The sequence below is a fragment of the Streptomyces sp. NPDC055254 genome (genome assembly GCF_053606025.1).
This window is the reverse complement of record NZ_JBSGQV010000041.1, coordinates 44,566-61,769: the sequence shown is the minus strand read 5'-3', so window position 1 is coordinate 61,769 and position 17,204 is coordinate 44,566. Positions and strand designations below refer to the sequence as shown.

Genomic DNA, 17,204 nt, shown 5'->3' with positions numbered 1-17,204 from the left:
GGACGGGGACGCCGTGGAGGAGTCGGTCGCCGCCACCGTGAACGCGGTGAGCGTCGACGGCACCCGCGCGCTGGGGCCCTGGCGCCTGGTCCGGGACCCCGCCGCGTCCCCCGCTGGCTGGACCACCGCCGAGGTGCTGCCGCCCGGAGTCTGGAAGGTCGGTGTCGACGTGGGGTTCCCGGCCCTCGGGCACGGCGAGCTCGACGTCGCGGTGCCCGTGGTGGACCCGGCCCCGACGCGGGCCGCCCCGCCCGGCACCGGCCCGGCGACGGTTCCCCCGGTGGCCGGGCCGTCGGCGGCCGGGCCTTCGTCCCCCGTCGCGTCCGCACCTGCGTCGCCGTCGTCGCCGCTCGCCACCTCCCCGCAGGACGGGGACCCCACCACCGGATCCTCCGGCCAGGCCGTCTGGTGGACGACCGCCGGAGTCGCGGTCACCGCTCTGGCCGGCGCGGCCGCCGGTGTGCTGATCCGGCGCAGACGGATACGGCGCGGCGGGTGCCGCTGACGGTGACGCGTACGGCGGGGCGGGAACCCGGGCGCCGCCCGGCGCGTCCTACGGGGCACGTCATCCTCCCGGCTGCGGGACGGGTGGCGGTACGGTCCGAGGCGAACGGGTGGGACGTGGTGGAGCGGGCGAGCGGTGGTGCGTGGTGGGGCGCGCGGGGGCGCGCGACCGCAGCGCTCGCCGTGCTGACGGCGGCGCTGCTGGCCTTCCACGCCGCCGTACCCAACTCCGTGGGCCGCCTGGGCAGTCTGCTGGAGGCCTTCCTCCCGTGGCTCGGCCTCGCCGTCGTCCCCCTGCTGGTCCTGGCACTGGTACGCCGCTCGGCCGTCGCGCTCGTGGCCGTACTCCTGCCCGCGACGGTCTGGGCGTACCTGTTCGGGGCGATGCTGCTCCCCGCGGACCCCGGCGCGCCGGACCTGGTGGTGGTCCAGCACAACGTCAGCGACGAGAACGCCGATCCCGGCGGCACCGCGCGCGCCCTGATCGCGCAAGCGCCGGACCTCGTCGCCCTGGAGGAGCTCACGCCGGCCGCGCTGCCGGTCTACGAGGCGGCCCTGTCCGGCCGCTACCCGCACCACGTGGTCGAGGGCACGGTCGGGCTCTGGTCGAAGCACCCGCTGGCGGACGCCCGGCCCACGGACATCCGGCCGCGCGGATTCGACGACGGCTGGAACCGTGGCCTCCGGGCCACCGCGCGCACGCCGCGGGGCGAGATCGCCGTGTACGTGGCCCACCTGCCCTCCGTGCGCATCGGCCCCGGCGGCTTCGGCTCCGGCCCGCGGGACGAGAGCGCGCGGCTGCTGGGTGCGGCCCTCGCCGCCGAGCCGCTGGACCGGGTGATCCTGCTGGGCGACCTGAACAGCACGGTCGACGACCGCGGGCTGGCGCCGGTCGTGTCGCGGACGAACGCGCCCCGAGGGGGGTTCGCCTTCACCTGGCCGGCGTCGTTCCCGCTGTCCCGGATCGACCACGTCATGGCCCGGTCGGCCGCCGTCTCCGGCGTCCGGACCCTGCCCGCCACCGGAAGCGACCACCTGCCGGTGCTGGCCCGCGTCACCCTCGACCCGGCCTGAGGCACGCCGGCGGACCCCTCCCCGGTGCGCGTCGACCGGAAACAGCCCGGCGCGGCGGGACGGGATCTCGCACAATGCGGGCATGCGGATACGAACGGCGCGGACGGACGAACTGCCCCTCCTCCAGGACATCGAGCGGGCGGCCGGGCGGTGCTTCCGCGACATCGGCATGGCGGAGGTCGCCGAGGACGAACCCCTCCCGCTCGACGAGCTGGCGCGCTACGTGCGGTCCGGTCTGGCCTGGGTCGCGGCCGATGCCGCCGACCGACCGGTCGCGTACCTGATCGCCGACCGCGTGGACGGCAATCTGCACGTCGAGCAGGTGTCGGTGGATCCCGGCAGTGCCCGCCGGGGCGTCGGCCGGGCCCTGCTGGACCTTCTCGCCGACCACGCGGTGCGCGAGGGCGTACCCGCGCTGACCCTGACCACGTTCACCGACGTGCCGTGGAACGCGCCGTACTACGCGGTGCGCTGCGGCTTCCGGACCCTGGACGCGGACGAGCTGACGCCGGGGCTGCTGGAGATCCGCGCGGCCGAGACCGCGCACGGCCTGGACCGCTGGCCCCGGGTCTGCATGCGCCGGGACCTGTGACCCCGCCCGCCCCGACCCCGGCGGGAGGCGTCCCGTCCGGCCGTGAGCGAGCCGCGCGCGCGTCACCCCCTCGGCTGCTCCTCCGCCGCCCCGTCCACCGGAGTGAGCGCCGCGCGCCGGCCCCGGACCCGGCGCTCAGGGCCGGACCCGGGGCCGGATGCGGGCCGCCAGGACCGCCACGTCGTCCTCGGCATGGCGCGCGTCGAGACCCGCGACCACCGCGTCCGCCACCTCCCCCACTCCCCCGCCGGCCGGGATCCGCAGCGCCGTCAACCGGGCCAGCGAGGTGTCGATGTCCTCCCCCCGCCGCTCGACGAGCCCGTCGGTGTACAGCACCAGGGTCTCGTCGGCCGTCAGCGGATGGGCCGCGGACTCGTACCCGCCCAACCCGGTACCCAGCGGCGGCCCGACCGGCACGTCCAGCAACCGGCCCGTCCCGTCCGCCGCGAACACCGCCGGCGGCAGATGGCCCGCGTTCGCGTACAGCGCCGTGCCGCGCGCCGGATCCACCCGCACCAGCAGGCAGGTCGCCGGGCGCCGTGCCTCGTCCCCCGCCACCAGGGCGTCGAGCTGGCGCAGCACCCGGTGCGGGGCGAGTTCGGTCGCGGCGACCTCGCGCAACGTGGAGCGGTACGCGTTCATGTCCACGGCGGCGTCCAGCCCGTGCCCCATGACATCACCGACGACGAGCAGCGTCCGACCGAAGTGCAGCCGTACGGACTCGAACCAGTCGCCCCCCACCAAGGCGCGGGGCCCGACCGGCAGGTACCGGCCCTCCACCAGGAGGTTCGGGTGCGGGCGCCCCGGATCCGCCACGAGTGCCCGCTGGAGGTCGAGCGCGACCTTCTCGGTGGCCGCCAGCCGCCGGCCGTGGTGGACGTGTACGGCCGCGATCCGCGCCGCGAAGTGCACCGCCGCCGCCTCTCCGTCGGTGAACCCGGCCCCGGACCGCACCGCCAGCACCGTCCCGTACGAGGTTCCGTGCCGGGCGAGCGCCACGGACAGGGCGTGCACCCGGGCGCCGCCCGGTCGTGGCGTCCAGCCGTTGAGCGGGTGTCCCTCGTCCACGGCGCGCACGTCCGGCCGCTCACCCGGACCGGGCCCCTCCAGCAGGGCCGCCGCTCCGGCGACGGCCACCCGTTCCGTACGGCCCTCGACCGCGAGGTCCACGGCCGCCGCGTCGCACAGGGTACGGAACAGGAAGGAGGCCAGTTCCCGGCACGTCGTGCGCTCGTCGTCGGTCGTGCCGATCGCGTCGACGGCTTCGGCCAGGGCGCGCGGGTGCGGGCCTTCCTGATCCGGCAAGGTGCCTCCACGACGGCCGGGCGGCCCCCGTACGGGCCACCGTCACCCCATTCCACCAGCCCCGGCGCGGCGAGCGGGGCACCGCGCCGGTCGGTGCATTCCATCGGCCATCCGCGCCGCTCACCCCCGGGGGGTCAGCCGCTCCCACAGGAAGGTGTGGACGAGCGCCTGGTTGAAGGCGGACTGCTGGTGGTCGGTCGCACCGGAGTGACCGCCCCCGATGTGCTCGTGGAAGAGCACGGGGTGCCCGAGTTCGCGCAGCCGGGCGGCCATCTTGCGGGCGTGGCCGGGATGCACGCGGTCGTCCCGGGTCGAGGTGAGCAGCAGCATCGGAGGGTACGCCGGCCCGCCCGCCCGCACCTGGTGGTAGGGCGAGAGCCGCTCCAGATGGGGCCGGTCGGCCGGGTTCTCGGGATCCCCGTACTCAGCGGTCCAGCTCGCTCCGGCCAGCAGCGTGTGGAACCGGAGCATGTCCATGAGCGGCACGTGCGCGACGACCGCCCCGAACAGCTCCGGCTCCCGGGTGATCATCGCGCCCATCAGGAGACCGCCGTTGCTGCCGCCCTCGATACCGAGCTGCGCGTGCGTGGTGATGTCCCGCGCGACGAGGTCCCGGGCAACGGCCGCGAAGTCCTCGTACGCACGGGCCCGGTCGGCGCCGAGGGCCGCCCGGTGCCAGCGCGGCCCGTACTCCCCGCCGCCCCGGATGCCCGCGACCACGTACGTACCGCCGCGCGCCAGCCAGGTCCGCCCCGTCACCGCGCTGTAGTACGGGACCTGCGAGATCTCGAAACCGCCGTAGCCGTAGAGGAGCGCGGGGCCGGGACCCGACGGCTCCTCGGGACCGACGACGAAGTACGGCACGCGCGTACCGTCGGCGGAGGTCGCGAAGTACTGGCGCACCGCGAGTCCGGTGGTGTCGAACAGCGCCGGGCTCTGTTTGACGGCCTCGACGTCCCCGCCCGCCGTGCCGACCGACAGGGTGGCCGGCTGGAGGAACCCGGAGACGTCGATCCAGTACTCGTCGCTCTCGTCCGGATCCGTGTCGACGACCGAGGCCGTCGACAGGGGCGGCAGCCCGGCGAGCGGCTCCCGCCGCCAGCCGTCCGGACCCGGGGTGAGCAGCTCCATCCGCGAGGACACATCGGCCCGGACGCTCAGGATGAGATGGTTTTGGGTCCAGCTGTAACCGGCGAGCGCCGTGTGCTCGTCCGGAGCGAAGAGCACGGCGGCCGGCTCCCGCTCCCCCGCCAGGTAGCCCTCGAAGTCGAAGGCGAGCAGCGTGCCCGCCCCGTGCCCCAACCACGGCGACTTGGTGGTCACCAGCAACCACGCGCACCGGACGGAGACCGACGCGTCATCGGGCACATCGATCTTCAATGGCTCCGCGGGGTCCTCCCGCAGGAGGAACAGCTCGCCGTTCCAGAAGTCCATGTGCCGGCTCACGAAGTCCCGCTCGAAACCGGGCGTGCGGTCGCGCCAGGCGCCGACGGACAGGTCCGTGGCCTCGCCCCGGTAGACCGGCTCCGCCTCCTCCAGCGGGGAGCCCCGGCGCCAGCGGCGCGCCTCCAGGGGGTAGCCCGACCCGGACATCGACCCGGGGCCGAAGTCGGTGCCGATCCACACCCGGTCGCGATCGATCCACCCGATCTCGGTCTTCGCCTCGGGAACGGTGAACCCGCCCTCGACGAACGCCAGCTCCTCCAGGTCGAACTCGCGCACCACGCAGGCGTCCGCCCCGTCCCGCGAGAGCAGGACCAGGGCGTGCCGGTGCTCGGGCGCCAGCACCCGGCTGCCGGCCCACGCCCACTTCTCCCCCTCGGCCTCGGCCAGTGCGTCCAGGTCCAGGAGCACCTCCCACTCCGGCCGGTCCTCGCGGTACTCCTCCAGCGTGGTCCGCCGCCACACGCCGCGCACGTGATCGGCGTCCTGCCAGAAGTCGTAGAGGTGGCGGCCGCGTCGCACGACGTACGGAATCCGGCCGTCGTGGTCGAGCACCTCGCGCACCTCGCGTTCCACCATCTTGAAGCCGGGAGCTCCGGTCAGGGCGGCGACGGTCTCCGCGTTCCGCTCCCGGACCCAGCTCAGGGCGTCCTCGCCGGTCACGTCTTCCAGCCATCGGTACGGGTCGTCGTCATAGCTCATCCGCCGATTGTGCGGGCAGCGGCACCCGTCCGCGTACCACCGGACCCGGCGCGGGCGGCGCGGCGGACGGAGCGGGTGGCGCGGCGAACGGAGCGGCCCCGGCGCGGGCGCGCGTCAGACGGCCATCCTCTCGTCCGTTTCGAACAGCCGCTCCTCGGTGCGGGAGAGGATCAGCTGGACCGCGTGCGAGCCGCCGCCCCGCCCCACCTTCCACAGGGCCCGGCCCCGCTGGCCCGCGCCCCAGGAGCCGATCAGGTCGCACTCGGCGTCGGTCAGCCCGATCACCTCGCGGGTGATCTGCAGCGGCCGCGTGTCCTGGGCGAGCTGGATGCGGGTCTCGCAGGAGGAGATGAGGTCCCGGGCGATGTTCACGGCCTCCGAACCGGATGCGCCCACGCTCTCGAAGTCGGACAGCCGGTGCGTGGCCAGCAGTTGGATGGTTCCGGTGGCCCGGGACAGCCGCAGGTCGGCATCGATCTTCTTCACCATCGCGGAGCCGCCCGAGCGCATCTGCCGCCACAGTTCGTCCCGTACGACGATCCACGGCCGATGGCCCGGCCGGTCGATGGCCGACTGCGCCCAGGTCGACACGCAGGACAGCACCATCGCCACCGTCTCGTCCCCGTACTGCTGGAGCGCGGAAATGTCCACCGACTGGATGGGCGCGTCCCAGTCCAGGCCGATGGAGGTCGGCCCGTCGAAGAGCCCGCCCAGGTGGCCGGTGACCATCGCGCCGAGCGCGGAGCGCAAGGAGGCCATCTGCTCGCGGGCGCCCTGGACCTCGCCGTCGCGGACCCGCAGTTCCCCGGCCATGCGGACGCTCGGGTCGCGCAGCGCTTCGTAGACGAGCGGCAGGGTCGGGACGGCGAGGCGCGTCGTCCCGTACAGCTCGCCGGTCACCTCGCGCACGGAGACGTCGAGGGCCTCCTCCTCGCGCGGGTCGAGGGGGCGGCGCAGCTGGAGTTCGAGGAGGGCCTTGAGGAGGGTCAGGCGGCGGCGGTGGATCTCGGTGAGACGGGAGGTGAGCTCGGCCCCGTCGCGTACGGATTCCAGGCCGGCGCCCAGCGGTCCGGCGTCGAGCGGGTTGAGGCGGCCCGGCAGTCCCGGGCCCAGGCGGACCGGTTCGACGCCGAGGTGGCGGCACAGGGCCTGGTACTCGCCCTTCACGTCACCGGCGATCAGGGTGCGGTGGCCGAACGCCATCAGCCGGAAGCAGAGCGCCTTGACGTGCGCGGACTTCCCCGATCCCGGAATGCCGGTGACCATCACGTTGGGGTTGGTGCACAGGCCCTCTCCGACCCACACCGCCGGGTGGGCGCTGAACGCCTGCGTGGTGAGCGTGTTGCGCCCGATGTACGCCCCCACCGGCGGGAGCGAGGCCGCGTGCAGGAAGGGGTAGGCGCCGGCGGCGTTCGCCGTGTCGGCCCGTACCACCTCGCTGCGCGGCAGGGAGGCGGCGCGGCCCGCGTACGGCTGGGCCCAGCCGCGCCGCGGTGCCACCCGCATCACGGTGTCCGGGTCCTCCAGCAGCCGCGCGCGGCGCATGTCGCGGGCCGAGGGCCGGCGGGGCGCGGGGACGGCGCCGCCGGTGATCCCGGCGGCCTCGCCCAGGGAGAGGGCGGTGAGTTCGGTGTCGGCGGCGCTGCGGCGCGCGGAGAACGGGCGCACGTCAGAACCCCGCCCGGCGGTCGGGAAGTCCCTGCCCCAGCGGGAGGGCGCCGGCGGCGAAGCCGGTGTCCTGCGCGCCCCACATCCGGCGCACCTCCAGGCCGCAGGCCGCCGCGTCCGCCTGGAGTTCGGCGCAGGCGGTCTCCAGTTCCTCCGGGTCGGTGACGGTCACCGTCAGCACGGCGGTCATCCGCACCACTCCCTGGCCCGAGGCGCGGGCCGTGTCGTGGGCCCGGGCCACCGCCTCCTCGCGGCGCTCGTCCTCGCTCTCGTCCTGGCCGGTGCGGGACCGCAGATGGCGGGCGGAACTCCGCTTGGCCTTGTCCCGGGCCAGTTCCTGGCGGGCCCGGCGCGGCCCGACCGGCTCGTAGAGCAGGCTCATGCTGCGCCGGGCGTTCTCGCGGGGGCGCAGCAGCGGCTGCAGCACGGTGGCGTACACGTACGACTGGGGCCAGGTCCGCACCTGGTACGTCACGCTCCAGGCGCCGTCGTGCCGGTACGTGCCCCAGGCGCTCTCGGCGGCGGCGGGCCCGGCCAGATCGGGGTCCAGGCCGGGCGGCGTGCCCGCCCACCCGGGGGTGTGGGCCGCCGCGGCGCGGGCGGCGAGCATGTGCTGGGCGTCGGGGTCGTAGGCGGTGCGCACCGTGTGGGCGAGGGAGCGCGGCGGGAGCCACTCCACCACGTGCAGGCCGGCGGTCGACAAGGTGTGCTGCATGGCGTGCAGTTCGCGTACGAGGACGGCGGCCGCACCGATCTGCCCGCCACCGGCGCCCTTGACGGCGAGCCGGGCCCGGGCGGCGGAGAGGACCACGGTCAGGTAGGTCTCGCGGGTGGCGGTGGTGGGGCCGGCGCCGTCCATCAGCTCACCGAGCGCGGTGACGGCGGCGCCGGGCGCGTCGGGGGTGATGTGGCGGGCGGTCCAGGAGGCGAGGGCGGCCCCGTCGTCGGGCAGGCACCGCTGGTGCACGGAGATCCGGGTGAGGGCGGAGTCCTCCGTGCAGTAGGCCCGCAGGAACGCCGCCCAGGCGGAGACGCGGGCCGCCTGCTGGGCCGTGTCGACGAGGGCGAGCCCGGGGAAGGTGACGCGGGCGACGGCCGCGTACGTCGCGGCGACGGGGTCGTGGACGATGCCGAGGGCGCCGCCGAGGCCGTCGGGCGCGTCGAGGATCCGCAGGCGGGCGAGCACGCCCGGCAGGTCCATCGGCTGGCGGCCGGTGTCGGCGGCGCGGGGTGCGAAGGCGCCGGAGAGGAAGAGGTTGCGTCGGGTGGCCACGGAGATCTGGTGCCTTACTGCGAGAGCGATCCATTCGTCGGCGCTGAGCCCCGTGACCCGGCCGAAGGCGAGGGCGAGCAGGGCGACGGCCAGCGGTACGCAGACCAGCGCCGACCGCCAGCTGGCGAGGCTGACGGGTACGAGCGCGACCAGGCTGGCGGCGGCGACCATCGCGAAACCGGGCCCGGACAGGCGCCCCATGAACCCGGTCCGCTCGGACTGCCAGCCGCCGTAGGAGGCGGGCTGCGTCATGTCACTCCTCCTCGGGGTACGCCGTCCGTCGGGGCGGGGCGCGGATGCGGTACGGGCGGCCGGGGGCGCGGCCCGCGGTCGGGCCGCTCGCCGGGAGCGGCCGGGGAGCCGAGCTGCGGCGCGAGGTCGGGTGCGAGGTCGGGTGCGGCTGCCGGTACGGGCGCGGGCGCGAGGCGGCGGGCCGGGTTCGGCGTCCCCGCTGCGTGCGGGGCGTTCCCTCCGGGTGCCGCGAACGACCGGACGGGGGCCGGCCGCGCTGCGAACCGGCCGCTCGCCCGACCTCCGCCGTCGCCCTTCCCGGCCGGGTCCGGGCCCGCTGCGGCGGGCTCGGCCTCCTGCTCCAGCGCCCGGGTGTAGGCGCTGCCGCCGCCGACCGATCCGGCTCCGGCGAGCTCGGGCCGGTACCCGCCGGCCGGGGAGAACAGCCCGGTCACGCGGAAGGAACCGAAGCCGGAGCCGGAGCCGTTGGCCGCCGCGGCCGTGGTGAACGTCAGGAACCGGGTCAGCACCGGCCAGCAGAAGCAGGACAGGAGGAACGTGACCAACCCGACGAGCACGTTCTGCATGCCGACCCCGTCCTCGGACATCGCGGCGATACCGAGGAAGAAGCAGGTCACGATGGCGGGCTTCATGAGGATCAGCGCGATGAGCGCGTTGCGGGCCCTGGGCCACCAGTCGGCTGTCGCGTCGGACAGCTGCCCGGCGAGGACGATCGGCATGGCGGCGACCAGCAGCATGATGCCGGCCTGCCGGAGGAGGATCTCCACCCACAGCGCCCCGATGGCCACGATGGAAACGATCCCGACCACGATGACCACCCCGACCGCGGGGGCCGTGAACCCCTCCCCGCTGACCAGCACCCCGCCGCCGTCCCCCGCACCCCCCTCGGCGACCAGCCCGCCGAACAAGGACCCGAGCCGGGCCTCCATCGCCTCGGCGGCGGACTTGCCCCCACCGGCGCGCGCGGGGGCGCCGATGGCTTCGTTGACGATCCAGTCGGAGACCGCGTCGGACCACTTCAGCGCGGTCTGCGTGGCGATCGTGTACACGGAGGAGATGACGGCCCACTTGGCGAGCCCGACGAACGCGGTTGCGAGGGGCTCGCCGCGATGACTGACGGAGGCCTTGCCGAACTGCAGCAGCATGAGGAACACGGCGACGGTGACGGACAGCGTCACCATGACGGCGGTGACCTCCTCGACGCCGCTCTTCTCCAGGTCGACGGTGGACACCCGGTTGAACAACCGCGCGAACTCCCCGAGCAACCACACGACCCCCCGCCCGACGTACTGGGCGGCCTCTTCCAACGCATCGGCAGCCAACCGCGACAACTTGCCGCCGAGCCATCCCGGGCCGGTCGTACCCCGCAGCGGATATTCGTTCTCGCCGTGAAATCGGCAGACGAAAAATGAACGGCCATTCGCCATGCAATCAGTTACGTACTTGTTAGCCTTCCCGAAATACGTCGCATCCTCCCGGCTATGGGAAGCGCGCCAAGCTTCGAGGAGCCGTTGTTCCTCTTTACTCTGGGCGATGCAACCGTCTGCCGCAGCGCTGGACGGCTGCTGGCAGGTACCGGACTCGGGTACCTCACCGCGGCTGGGCAGGCGGCAAATAGTATCGTTGTCGATCTTACTGTAGAGACAGTAATTCTTCGTCTGAGTGTCGATACCGATCGTCTCGCCAGCCCACTTGGAAGGGACTGGCTCAGGCGGTCCGATGGCGCTGTGATATTCGGGCCTATCCGCTGCCGTTGCTGACGTACCTGCGAACAATGACCATAGGGCGGCCAGTAGCACCGCAGCGATAACCCTACTCCGCATGCCGGACCTGAACCCAGCCGTCGTCCCATGCGATGGGACTCTCGGCAACGTAGGCGACCGGGAAGGTTCTGAGGCCGTCGTACTGGTCAGTCAACTTCCACGTACCGTCCGCTTCACGGGCCAGGACAAGATCGTCAGCCTCACCCCGCAAAGGATGCTTGTCCGGCCCACCGTCCGGGCCCGTTGCATACCTGTCGTACGACATCCAGATTTGGACCACGCTGCCCGGCTCGCGCCCCGGCGCCGGAATCGACGCAGCTCGCACAGCATGGACAGCCGTCGTCAACGTGAGGCCTGGAGGCACTCCGCCGGACGGCGGCAACCCTAATCCCTCACGCAGCTTTCGAATCTCTGAAATCTGCTCGTCCACGTACCCGACTGCGCCTGGAGACGTGACGGCTTCGAGCTGCTGCCGAGCCTTGTAGTCGTCGAGCCATGCGTACTCCTCCCAGAAGTAAACCGCCCTTGGGATCGGTCCAATATCCGACGTAAAGGTGGACACCCCGTCCTTCTGGCCGGTCGGGGCCGGGAGGGTGATCTTCTTCGCCTTTTCCGGCGTCATCGGCTCGCCGTCCGGGACCGGCGCCGACGTCCCGCCGCCCGTCGGGACGACCACCGGCGGTCGGTCGTCGCTTCCCGCGCCGCCGAAGAGCGTCGCCCCGGCGAAGCCGAGGCCGACGCAGACGACCGCACCGGACAGCGCGGCAGCGACCAGTACGAGCCGGGCCCGGCGGGCGGCCGGCTCTCCCGTGCCCCTCACTTGGAGAGGTTGTAGACGCTCAGCACCAGCGAGGACGTCACACCGATTCCCCCCGCGCCGATGAGGCTCCACAGCACACCCTGCTTGCCCCGCGCGGCCAGCACCGCCCGCTCCGTGTTGTGGCCCACGGCCACCAGGGCCCAGCCGCTCAGCCCGCCCAGCACCGCGAGTGCGAGGCCGGCGCCCGCCGTCCAGCCCAGGATGGCCGTGACCGGTTCCTGCACCTCGATCGGCAGCGTCGGCTTGTACTTGGGCACCGCCGGACCGTCGGCGAAGACGTGCAGTGCGTACATCAACTGGCTCATGGCGGTACCTCGTCACTTGGCGGTCGGAATCGGAGAAGTCGAGCGGGGTCGAAGTCGCGGGGCAGGCATCGGACTCGGCGCAGACACAGGTACAGGCGCCGGCGCCGGCACCGGCGCGTCCGGGAGTTCGTCGCCCCACGCGGAGTGCGCCGCCTCCAGGACGGCCTCCGCGACGCGGGCGGCGGCCTGCCGCGTCCGGGGCCGGGGACGGCCCGGGCCGCGCAGGCCGTGGGCGCGGATATCGGCGTCGTGCGGCAGCTCCAGCACGTCGTACGCCCGGTCGGCGAGCATCGTCGCGGCGGCCCGTACGACGGCCGGCGCGCGCCCGCCGTCCAGCCCGACGAGCACCACCACGGTCCGCCGCAGCGGCATCCCCTCGGCGGTCATCGCCATCACGGCTTGCTGGAGGACCTGCACTCCGTCAGCGGTCGCGGCCGCGCACAACACCGGCACCGAGTACGGCAGTTCGCACCATCCGCGGGTGGCGCCCGGGAGCCCTGCGCACCGGGAGGCGAGTACGTCGTACCCCACCGGGTGCGCGGTGTCGCCGACCACGACCTGCCAGCCTCCGGCGGCGGCCAGCTGGTACCAGGCGGCCGGCTCCGTCGGGAGGGCGAGGGGCGGGGCGTTCCACTCCCGGCCGTCCGTGAGCACGTCGAACCCGCCCCGCCGGACGGCGGCCGAGCGGATCGCGTCCCGCGTGTGCGGCCTGTCGCAGGGCAGCGCCGCGAGACCGCCGTCCCCCGACCCGCCCCGCACCGTCCGTACCGCTCGCGCCGCCCGCATCGGCTGTACCGCCCGCGCCGCGCCACCCGCCCGCGCCGCGCCACCCGCCCGCACCCCGTCCCCCGCCCGCGCCGCGTCCGCCGACTGCGCCGACTGCGCCCATCCCGGCCACGGCGAGGTCAGCCGTGCTCCGAGGTCGAGTACGACGGTGTCCGCCACGGTGGCCAGTTCCTCGGCGATCAGGCGGGCGAGGCCGGACCGCCCGCTGCCGCCCGTGGCGGCCATGACCGGTACGACGATCCGTGCCCCCGCCGGTAAGGCCGCGGGAGCGTCATCCGTACTGCTGCGCACCCGCCCCGCCCTTCACCGGCCGTGCCCTCGCACCACAGGCCCGCACCCGGACGGCGGAACCGCATGATGAACGGCGTCCGACCGGGGTGGGTTACGCCGTTCACGCGATAGGGGACACGACCTCCGTAGCCGGTCCCGACGCCGTGACGCCCTCCCCCGCCTCGGCGTTGGCATCGCTGACCGGTACGGCGACACGGGCGGCGGGGGCAACGGGTGGGAATGCGGCGGTGGATGGCGCTGATGACGATCGGCCTACTGGCCACGCCCGTGGCGCTCGGGCTCGGAGCCGTGCTGCTCGTCGCGGCGCTCGGCGACGACAGGCGCGACGTGGTGCTTCCCGCCGCCGGCGCCATGCGCGTCGGCGGCCGGGACGGAGTGCCCGCCGCGTACGCGGAGCTGATCATCGCCGCGGCCGGTACGTGCGACCGGATCCTGCCCCCCTCGGTCCTCGCGGCCCAACTGCACCAGGAGAGCGGCTTCGTCCCGACCCGCACCTCACCGGCAGGAGCGCGCGGCATCGCCCAGTTCATGCCGGACACCTGGCGCACCTGGGGCCGTGACAGCGACGCCGACGGGATCGAGGACATCTGGAACCCGCGGGACGCGATCCCTGCCCAGGCCGCCCTGATGTGCCACCTCCTCGGCCTCGCGCACGGCCGGCCGGACTGGAGCGGTTCCCCGGTGGAGATGGCCCTGGCGGGGTACAACGCCGGTTGGGGGCGCGTCGTACAGTTCCGCGGGGTGCCGCCGGTGTCCTTCGCGCGCGGGGAGACGTACCACTACGTACGCCGGATCACGGAGCGCTCCGCCCTGTACGCGGCCGCCCCGCCGCCGGAGGGGGACGCCCTCCTGCCGGCCGGATTCTCCCCGGGCCGAGCCGCTCCGGCGCAGGTGCGCACGGCGGTGACCTGGGCGCTCGCGCAGCGCGGAGGCGACTACCGGTTGGGCGGCGACTGCACGGACGCCCTCGGGCCCGAACCGGCCCGCTGGTGCGACTGCTCCTCCCTGGTCCAACAGGCGTACGCGGCCGCCGGCATCCCGCTGGCCCGCACCACGTACGACCAGGTGAAGCTGCCGCGCCGGATCGCCCTCGACGATCCAAAACCCGGCGACCTGGTCTTCACCGCCGGTTCCGACGGGTCCGAGGCCCGGCCGGGGCACGTGGGGATGTACCTCGGCGACGGCCTCCTCATCGAGGCCCCGCGTACCGGTGTGCGCACGCGGGTGGTCCCGTACGCGACCTGGCGGCATTCCACGCGGCACGCCACCCGGGTCACCGCTGTCCGCCGGGTCGTCGCATGGTGACGGGAGAGGCCCACGTGACCGGACCCGTCCACTACCTTCCCTGGGGGACGGTGACCGACCGGTTCTGGGCCGGCGGGGGCGGGAGGGGGACACGGGCGGACGCCGATGCGGGTGCGAGTACGGGTGCCGGTGCCGGTGCAGATGCCCGTTCCGACGCTGGTGCCGGTACCGGTGCCGCTACCGGCGTCGCGGTACTGGCGGCGGTCATGGCCCTGGCGGCGGCCGGGGACCTCGACCAGGCGTCGTCCCGGGCGCGGCGCCGGGAGGAGGAGGTGCGGGGCGCTTTCGGGGACCGCCACCCCGAGCTGGTCGACATCGGCGAGGTCCGCGGCTACCTCGCGCATCTGGCGGCCGATCACGGCACGGCCGTGCGCCGCTACCTGGACGTCCTGCGGTTGCGGGCGGAGCTGCACGGGCCGGACCACCCGGACACCGCCCTCGCGGTCCGCCGTACGTACAGCCTCTGGCGTGCGGTCCCCGCCGCCGACGCGCTGGCGGTCGGCCCCGAGCTGCTGACCACGGTCATCTCCTTGCAGGGCCCCGCTTCCGTCGCGGGCCATCATGTCGCGAACCGTCTGCTGGCCCTGTCCCGGGCGGCCTCGGCCGTTCCCCCGCCGACCTGACCCCCGTACCGACCTGCCCCCCGTACCGACCTGACCCCCGTACCGACCTGACGCCCGTCGACCTGACCCCCGTACCGAACGGGTCCTCGTACCGTCCGGGGGCGACGACCCGGCGGCGCAAGCGATTTCCGCGCTGCGCGACCTCTACCGGCCACTTTCGGCCAACCTCCGTACGGAGTCGGCCTCGGACGCGCGACCGGACGCCGACACGCGCCGCCCGCGCGTCCGGGCCGCGCGGCGCTGCCAGTTCGGCCAGATCCGGCTGCTCCATCCCCCGGGTTGCGCTCTACTCGCTTCCTCCGTACCCCCTTCCGCCGTCGGCGCGCAGGGACACGTACGAGCTCTGGCCTGCTGCCCGTCACAGAGGAGCCCGGCTTGATCACCACACCCGACGCACCCGACGCACCCGACACACCCGACGCGGCGGACGCACCGGACGTGTCCGACTCCGAGCGACTCCTCTTCGGCGGGGAGCTGGCCTACGACATCGGCTGGGGGCGCCACGAGGGCGCCTGGTTGAAGCTCGGCCTGTGGACCATGGCACGGGGTATGCCGCACCTGGTCGGGACCGGGGTGCGGCTCGCACACCTCGCCGACGCCCGTTCGCTGCGCGTGGTCGTCGGCTCCGAGATCGCCCGCGGTATCGCCCAGGCCGTCGGGCTGGTCGCGGTCAATGGTGTCCTCGGGCACGTACTGGCCGGGGGCACGACGAACGAGCGCCTGGCCCGGGCGGTCCCCGCGCTGCTGGTGGTCGCCGTCGCGGCGCTGTTCGGTTCGCTGCTGCGGTCCGCCTCGACGGCGGCGACGGGCGCGCTGGAGCCGAAGGTGCAACGGGTGGCGACGGAGCGGTATCTGGCGCTGGTGCACCGGGTGGAGCTGGCGGCGATCGAGGACGACGAGTTCCACCGGCTGCTGGACGCCGCCCGCTACGGTGCCGACTCCGCGCGCCGGATGATCCGTTACTGCACGGACACCCTGAACTCGGCGATCTCCCTGGTCGCGGCGGCGGGAGTGCTGACCGTCCTCCATCCGGTGCTGCTGCCGCTCCTGGTCTTGATGACCCTGCCGAGCGCCTGGAGTTCACTGACGATCTCCAAGCAGCGCTACATCTCCTTCCACACGTTCGTGCAGCACGCGCGCGCCGGGCATCTGCTCGGTCAGCTGCTGACGCAGCAGGAGGCCGCGGCGGAGGTTCGGGTCCACGAGGTCGGTCCGTTCCTCCTCGGGCACTTCCGGCAGATGGCCGAGACCAGTGAGCGCGAGCAGACCCGACTCGCCCGCAGGGCCGCCCGGATCGGACTGGTCGCGGACGGCGCCGGCGGTGTCGCCACGCTCCTCGCCTACGGGGCGCTCGGGCTGCTGCTGTGGAGCGGGACGATGGACCTGGCCGTCGCCGGCACGGCAGTGCTCGCGATCCGTACGGGCGCGTCGAGCCTGGACTCCCTGGTCCTGCAGATCACCGAACTCCACCAGGAATCCCTGTTCGTCGCCGATTACGAACGGCTCTGCGCCGAGGCCGAGGCCCGCGCCATCCCCGCGACCGGGGAGGCGCTGCCGGAACACCTGCGCGAGGTCCGCTTCGAGAACGTCACCTTCACCTATCCGGGCAGTACGGGCGAGAGTCCGGAGCCGACGTTGCGCGATGTGTCCCTGTCCTTCCCGGTGGGGAAGATCGTCGCCCTGGTCGGAGAGAACGGCTCCGGAAAGTCGACCCTGATCAAGCTGCTGGCGGGCCTGTACCTGCCCGACGCGGGCGGTGGCACGATCCGGTGGGAGGGCGCCGACGGCGGCGTCGACGCCGTCACGGCCGATCGCGGGCAGATCTTCGCGCGGGTCGCGCTGATGTCCCAGTCCTTCTACCGATGGCCGTTCACGTTCCGCGTCAACGTCGGCATCGGCCGTCCCACCCCGCCCATCGACGACCGTGCGGTGCGGGAGGCGTCCGCGTACTCCGGCGCCGACCGCGTACTCGCGGAGTTGCCGCGCGGTCTCGGGACGCTCCTGGCGCGCGGGTACCGGGGCGGGCACCAGATCTCCGGAGGTCAGTGGCAAAAGATCGGGATCAGCCGTGCGAAGTACAAGGACGCGGAAATCCTGGTGGTCGACGAGCCCACGAGCGCCCTGGACGCGGTTGCGGAGCAGAAGGTCTTCGACCAGATCCGTGCGCTCGCCGCGACCGGGCAGACCGTCGTCCTGATCACGCACCGGCTCCACTCCGTCCGGCACGCCGATCTCATCCACGTCCTGCGGGAGGGCCGGCTGGCCGAGTCCGGCACCTTCGCCGAGCTGATGGACGAGAGCGCCGGCGCCGGGGTGTTCCGCGAGGCCTACCTGGTGCAGGCCGCCGCGTTCGCGGACAGTATCCCGGCACAGCGCGACCCGGCGCCGGACCCCAGGACCGCGACCTGAGCACCTCACCTCCGCCCACGCCTGTGCCTGCCCCTCCGCCATACGCCTACCGCCCACCCTCCGCCGCCCCTCTCCGAGGAGTACCGCTG

14 protein-coding genes are annotated in these 17,204 nt (G+C 73.9%); 6 read left to right on the top strand and 8 right to left on the bottom strand.

Annotated features, from left to right (window positions below; all coding sequences use genetic code 11):
* From ACWFQ8_RS28275 to ACWFQ8_RS28265, 3 genes are all read left to right on the top strand, one after another.
* A partial coding sequence (locus ACWFQ8_RS28275; protein WP_453789107.1) for an LPXTG cell wall anchor domain-containing protein occupies positions 1–505 on the top strand: 505 nt, incomplete at its 5' end.
* 83 nt (positions 506–588) lie between these two features.
* Positions 589–1,578, top strand: coding sequence for an endonuclease/exonuclease/phosphatase family protein (locus tag ACWFQ8_RS28270; RefSeq protein ID WP_453789106.1), 990 nt, complete (start codon positions 589–591; stop codon positions 1,576–1,578).
* An 82-nt stretch (positions 1,579–1,660) separates the two neighbouring features.
* Positions 1,661–2,170, top strand: a complete 510-nt coding sequence (locus tag ACWFQ8_RS28265) for a GNAT family N-acetyltransferase (protein ID WP_453789105.1) — start codon at positions 1,661–1,663, stop codon at positions 2,168–2,170.
* A 135-nt stretch (positions 2,171–2,305) separates the two neighbouring features.
* On the opposite strand, the gene ACWFQ8_RS28260 is transcribed toward ACWFQ8_RS28265, so the two are convergent.
* From ACWFQ8_RS28260 to ACWFQ8_RS28225, 8 genes are all read right to left on the bottom strand, one after another.
* Positions 2,306–3,475, bottom strand: coding sequence for a PP2C family protein-serine/threonine phosphatase (locus ACWFQ8_RS28260; protein WP_453789104.1), 1,170 nt, complete (start codon positions 3,473–3,475; stop codon positions 2,306–2,308).
* A gap of 120 nt (positions 3,476–3,595) precedes the next feature.
* A complete protein-coding gene (locus ACWFQ8_RS28255) occupies positions 3,596–5,620 on the bottom strand; it encodes a prolyl oligopeptidase family serine peptidase (protein ID WP_453789103.1) in 2,025 nt (674 codons plus the stop codon).
* Positions 5,621–5,734: 114 nt separating this feature from the next.
* Complete coding sequence (locus tag ACWFQ8_RS28250; RefSeq protein ID WP_453789102.1) at positions 5,735–7,288, bottom strand: type VI secretion protein; 1,554 nt, start codon at positions 7,286–7,288, stop codon at positions 5,735–5,737.
* Position 7,289: 1 nt separating this feature from the next.
* Complete coding sequence (locus ACWFQ8_RS28245; protein ID WP_453789101.1) at positions 7,290–8,813, bottom strand: SCO6880 family protein; 1,524 nt, start codon at positions 8,811–8,813, stop codon at positions 7,290–7,292.
* Positions 8,810–10,135: a hypothetical protein gene (locus ACWFQ8_RS28240; protein WP_453789100.1), complete on the bottom strand. Its 1,326-nt coding sequence runs from the start codon at positions 10,133–10,135 to the stop codon at positions 8,810–8,812. The genes ACWFQ8_RS28245 and ACWFQ8_RS28240 overlap by 4 nt, the downstream gene beginning before the upstream one ends.
* A gap of 490 nt (positions 10,136–10,625) precedes the next feature.
* A complete protein-coding gene (locus ACWFQ8_RS28235) occupies positions 10,626–11,396 on the bottom strand; it encodes a hypothetical protein (RefSeq protein ID WP_453789099.1) in 771 nt (256 codons plus the stop codon).
* Complete coding sequence (locus ACWFQ8_RS28230) at positions 11,393–11,701, bottom strand: hypothetical protein (protein WP_453789098.1); 309 nt, start codon at positions 11,699–11,701, stop codon at positions 11,393–11,395. The genes ACWFQ8_RS28235 and ACWFQ8_RS28230 overlap by 4 nt, the downstream gene beginning before the upstream one ends.
* A 12-nt stretch (positions 11,702–11,713) precedes the next feature.
* A complete protein-coding gene (locus ACWFQ8_RS28225; protein WP_453789097.1) occupies positions 11,714–12,712 on the bottom strand; it encodes a hypothetical protein in 999 nt (332 codons plus the stop codon).
* A 306-nt stretch (positions 12,713–13,018) separates the two neighbouring features.
* On the opposite strand from ACWFQ8_RS28225, the gene ACWFQ8_RS28220 reads away from it, so the two are divergent.
* The 3 genes from ACWFQ8_RS28220 to ACWFQ8_RS28210 all read left to right on the top strand — a co-directional run bounded on the left by ACWFQ8_RS28220 (position 13,019) and on the right by ACWFQ8_RS28210 (position 17,115).
* Entirely contained in the window at positions 13,019–14,083 is a 1,065-nt protein-coding gene (locus ACWFQ8_RS28220; RefSeq protein ID WP_453789096.1) for a C40 family peptidase, read from the top strand.
* 14 nt (positions 14,084–14,097) lie between these two features.
* A complete protein-coding gene (locus ACWFQ8_RS28215) occupies positions 14,098–14,706 on the top strand; it encodes a hypothetical protein (protein ID WP_453789095.1) in 609 nt (202 codons plus the stop codon).
* Positions 14,707–15,084: 378 nt separating this feature from the next.
* The gene (locus tag ACWFQ8_RS28210; RefSeq protein ID WP_453789111.1) at positions 15,085–17,115 is read left to right on the top strand and encodes an ATP-binding cassette domain-containing protein; all 2,031 of its coding nucleotides are present in this window, start codon (positions 15,085–15,087) and stop codon (positions 17,113–17,115) included.
* Positions 17,116–17,204: the final 89 nt, after the last annotated feature.